Raw genomic sequence first — 3997 nt, forward strand, 5'->3', positions numbered from 1 at the left:
CGAGGGTTCCGTCCTCGAACGTCAGGCGGACGACGGCGGGGACCTGTGCGGCCCCTCCGAAGGCCGCGCGCGGGACGGTGATCGCGCCCTCGATGCGGACCTGACCGCGCGACGCGACCGCGACAGGAGGCGTCGCACCGATGCGCAACGTCCCGCCCTCGGGCAGCACCAGCTCCGCCCGGAACGAGGCGTCGGTCGCGGTCTGGTTGCGCACGCGCAGGCGCAAGCGGTTCGCCACCTGCCCATCGGCCGTCTCGATGAACGGCTGCCCGACGGCCCGCACCAGGTCAACGTCGTAGGCGTGGCGCGTCGTGAGCGCGATCGTAAACACGGCGGTCACAGCCACCAAGAGCACGCCGTAGGCGACGGTCCGCCCCCGCACGGCCCGCGTGGGCGCGCCCTCGAGGGCGCGCTCGGACGTGTACCGGATCAGCCCTCGAGGCAGGTCGACGGCGTCCATGATGTCGTCGCACGCGTCGATGCACTGGGTGCACGCGATGCACTCCATCTGCAACCCGTCGCGGATGTCGATGCCCGTCGGGCACGTCCGCACGCACGCGCCGCAGTCGACGCAGTCGCCCACCGGCGGCCGGTCGCCGGCGTGCTCTTCGGCGATCGCCTTCCTGCCCCGCCGAGCGCGCGGCTCGCCCCGGTTGGGGTCGTAGGACACGATCAGCGAGTCCGGATCGAGTAGGATCGACTGGAAGCGGCCGTAGGGGCACGTGATGGTGCACATCTGCTCCCGAAAGATGCCGAAGTCGAACAGGACCAGGCCGGTCGTCAGCGTGGCGAGCACGAAGTAGCCCCAGTGCTCGGTCGGCGGGCCGGTCATCCAGGTGAGCAAGCGGTCCCAGCCCACGAAGTAAGCCGTGAACGTGTGGGCCAGCAGGGCAGACAGGATGATATAGATGCCCCACTTCGCCGCTTTCCGCAGGGCCTTGTCCGTCGTCCACGGGCCGGCGTCGCGCCGCGCGCGAACGTGCTCGGCGCCCTCGACGAACCGCTCGATCGGTCGGTAGACGAACTCGAGGTACACCGTCTGCGGGCAGCCCCACCCGCACCACACGCGGCCTAGGAGCGCCGTCACCAGCGCGACGGACACCAGGATGCCCAAGCCGACCAGCAACAACAGGAAGGTGTCGGTCGGGTAGAACGTGAACCCGAAGAACGTGAACTCGCGCGCCGCCAGGTCCAGCAGAACGGCCGGCTTCCCGCCGATCTGGACGATGGGCAGCGAGACGAAGAACGCGATCAGTGCCCACCCGACGACCTGGCGCCGACGCCAGAAGCGGCCCTTCGAGGGCGTCGGGTAGAGCCACCGGCGCGAGCCGTCGGCGCGCAACGTCGACAGGACGTCGTCGGGCGAGTCGAGGATGCCGACGTCGTCGGCCGAGACGAAGGCGGTCACGGGTGTCGGGAGTCTGAACGCCAAGCTCCCGAGCCGGGCACCCGGACAGCGCGGGCGTGGCGAGTGAGGACACGCCGTCTCACCCCGACACGGCGTGCCGGGGAATCCCCTACACGACTACCGCCTCCGGGGCGAGCGCGTCCTCGAGGTCGGCACAGGGCCTCGCTGGACTCGTCAAGGAGGAGCGGCGGCCTCGAGGACGTCACGTCGGCTTTGCGCTCCGTCAGGGCTTCCACCCCCGAACCGTCGTCCCCGCGTACGCGGGATCCCGAGTGTCGACCTCGAGGACGGGACTCGTCCAAAGTTGGGCGCAGCACATGGCCTCGGCACGCTCAGTGAAGAGCGTCGACCTCGAGGTCGACGGAGCCAACCCACGCCTGGCAAAGGCCGACGGCCACCCGACCTCGATGGTGCCTAGCTATACGAGCACCAATCAGGCGTGGTCATGAAACGTCCGTGCCGACCTCGAGGACGGGACCGGACGGCGCCCTCGAGGACGCGCCCTTGGCGTCATAGCGCCGGCTCGCCTTCGGGCGCCTTGGCGTTCGGCGGGTCCGTGCCCTGGAGCGAGACGACGTAGGCGAGCACTTCGGCCCGCTCTTGCTCGCCGAGTTGGGCGCTCATCGGTGGCATCCCCTGCGCGGGGAAGCCTTCCGAGATCGAGGTCCACAGCTGCTCTGGGTCGGCGCCGTGGATCCAGAACTCGTCGGTCAGGTTGGGGCCGATGGTGCCCTCGCCGTTGTCGCCGTGGCACGCGGCACAGATCGCGGCAAAGTGGACGACGCCGGCCTGGGCCATCTCGGCGTCGCCGGCGTACTCCCTCAGCGCGCCGGGGTCCGTCTTGAAGCTCGGCCCGGTGGCGGCGTAGAGCGCGCGGACCTCCTCGAGGCGCTCGCCCGACTCCGCGAAGTCGTCGCCGTAGTCGTCGATCCAGTCGAAGGCGTGGACGCCCAGCGCGTAGATCGGTGCGAACACGATCCCGGCCCAGAACAGCGCGACCCACCAGCCCGGCATCGGGTTGTCGTACTCGCGGATGCCGTCGTAGGTGTGTCCCTGGATCACCCGGTCCACGGTCCCTTCGCCGACGGCGACCTCGGGCAGCGTCGGGGCGTCCGGGTCGCGGAGCGGGGAGTCGGGATCGGGCGCGGTCTCGTCCGGCGCGTTGTCGCCGACGGCGACGGTGGGGATGTCGGGGCCGGGGCGTTTGGGGGTACGGGGCGTCTCAGGCATGGTCGGCGTCCGGTCGGTCGTCGCGGGGGAAGAACTCGGGGGCATCGTCGAGCGGCTGACGCTTGATCTCTTCACGCGTCCGCTTCGACATCGTGAAGGCGTAGCCCACGACGCATAGGAAGGCGACGAAGAAGGCCACGACGGCGACCTCGGCCAGGGCGCCGGTCTGCAAGGCTCGGATGGTCTCTTTCCACATGGCGGCGGTGGGCTAGAAGGAGCGCTGGGCGACGACGGCGGTGTCGTTCAGGATCTGCTGGCGCTCGCGTTGCTCGTGCAACTCGAGGTCGGGCTCGGCCCGCTCGAGGTCGCGGCTGACCTCGCGGGCGCGGTCGACGCCGAGCCGCTGGAGGTAGGCGACCATCGCGATGATCTCTTTGTCCGCCAGTCGGTCGGGACCGCCCTGGCGCACGACCTCGGCCGCGATCGAGTCGGCCTGGGCCTGGGCGAGCCCGACGGCGCCCTCGAGGTCGGCGTCCGAGTACGGGATACCCAGGCGCCGGAGCCCGCGCATCCGCTGCGTCACGTCCTCGAGGTCGAGCCGCGTCGTGAGCATATGGGCGTACGGCGGCATGATCGAGTTCGGGCTCGTGCTCCGCGGCTGCTCCATGTGGCGGACGTGCCACAGGTGCGGGTATTTGCCGCCGACGCGCGCCAGGTCCGGGCCGGTCCGCTTGGAGCCCCACAGGTGCGGCGTCTCGTAGGCGCCCTCCTCGACGGTCGAGACGGGTCCGTAGCGCATCACCTCGTCTTGGAACGGGCGCACCTGCTGGCTGTGGCAGTTGTTGCAGCCCTCGGCGATGTACATGTCGCGGCCGACCAGCTCGAGCGGCGTGTACGGCTCGAGCGTCTCCATCGGCTCGACGGCGCCGCCGACCAGGAAGATGGGCGCGAACTCGACGATGGTGCCCACCGAGATGGCGAGCACCGTCAGGACGGTGAACACGAGGGGCCAGCCCTCGAGGCGCCGGTGGAGGCCGTGGGTGCGGAGGAAGCGGGACATGAGTCAGGCGGAGGGGGTAGGCGTCGTCCTCGAGGCCGGCACCGCAGGCGGGGTGGTCGTGGGCACAGAGCTAGGCGAGGGCCGGGGCGGGCGTGTTCTGACCGTCGCCCGAGGCGCCGAGGCGCGGGACTGCGACGGCCGGATCGGGCAGGTCCTTCGGGGCGCGTCGGATGGTCTCGAACAGGTTCCACATCATCAGCACCACGCCCAGCAGGTACATCGAGCCACCGATCAAGCGGACCCAGTACATCGGGCGGACCTGGATCACGGTCTCGACGAAGTCGGGGTAGAGCAGGCGGCCGGCGTCGTCGAAGGCTCGCCACATCAAGCCCTGTGTGATGCCGGACGTGTACATCGCC

Annotated in this window: 5 protein-coding genes and 1 pseudogene; 1 reads left to right on the forward strand and 5 read right to left on the reverse strand. The window is 70.3% G+C overall.

Annotated features, from left to right (window positions below; translation table 11 throughout):
• Positions 1-1408 (reverse strand): cytochrome c oxidase accessory protein CcoG (ccoG, locus tag WBA11_RS13115; protein WP_424521123.1); only part of this gene is annotated, 1408 nt, incomplete at its 3' end.
• 56 nt (positions 1409-1464) lie between these two features.
• Between ccoG and WBA11_RS13120 the strand changes: the two genes are divergently transcribed.
• Complete coding sequence (locus tag WBA11_RS13120) at positions 1465-1857, forward strand: hypothetical protein (protein WP_424521124.1); 393 nt, start codon at positions 1465-1467, stop codon at positions 1855-1857.
• Positions 1858-1918: 61 nt separating this feature from the next.
• On the opposite strand, the gene WBA11_RS13125 is transcribed toward WBA11_RS13120, so the two are convergent.
• From WBA11_RS13125 to WBA11_RS13140, 4 genes and pseudogenes are all read right to left on the reverse strand, one after another.
• Positions 1919-2638 (reverse strand): cbb3-type cytochrome c oxidase N-terminal domain-containing protein, encoded by a 720-nt coding sequence (locus WBA11_RS13125; protein WP_424521125.1) that lies wholly within the window; start codon positions 2636-2638, stop codon positions 1919-1921.
• Positions 2631-2834, reverse strand: coding sequence for a hypothetical protein (locus WBA11_RS13130; RefSeq protein WP_424521126.1), 204 nt, complete (start codon positions 2832-2834; stop codon positions 2631-2633). The genes WBA11_RS13125 and WBA11_RS13130 overlap by 8 nt, the downstream gene beginning before the upstream one ends.
• 12 nt (positions 2835-2846) lie before the next feature.
• Entirely contained in the window at positions 2847-3638 is a 792-nt protein-coding gene (gene ccoO, locus WBA11_RS13135) for a cytochrome-c oxidase, cbb3-type subunit II (protein ID WP_424521127.1), read from the reverse strand.
• Positions 3639-3708: 70 nt separating this feature from the next.
• Positions 3709-3997 (reverse strand): annotated as a pseudogene (locus WBA11_RS13140) (cytochrome C oxidase Cbb3); the annotation flags it as partial.

The sequence above is a fragment of the Rubrivirga sp. genome (genome assembly GCF_049648075.1).
Classification (GTDB): Bacteria; Bacteroidota; Rhodothermia; order Rhodothermales; family Rubricoccaceae; genus Rubrivirga.

Coding starts and splice junctions, on each gene's coding strand:
- WBA11_RS13125 (WP_424521125.1), bottom strand. CDS start 2,638: ATGCCTGAGACGCCCCGTACCCCCAAACGCCCCGGCCCCGACATCCCC.
- WBA11_RS13130 (WP_424521126.1), bottom strand. CDS start 2,834: ATGTGGAAAGAGACCATCCGAGCCTTGCAGACCGGCGCCCTGGCCGAG.
- ccoO (WP_424521127.1), bottom strand. CDS start 3,638: ATGTCCCGCTTCCTCCGCACCCACGGCCTCCACCGGCGCCTCGAGGGC.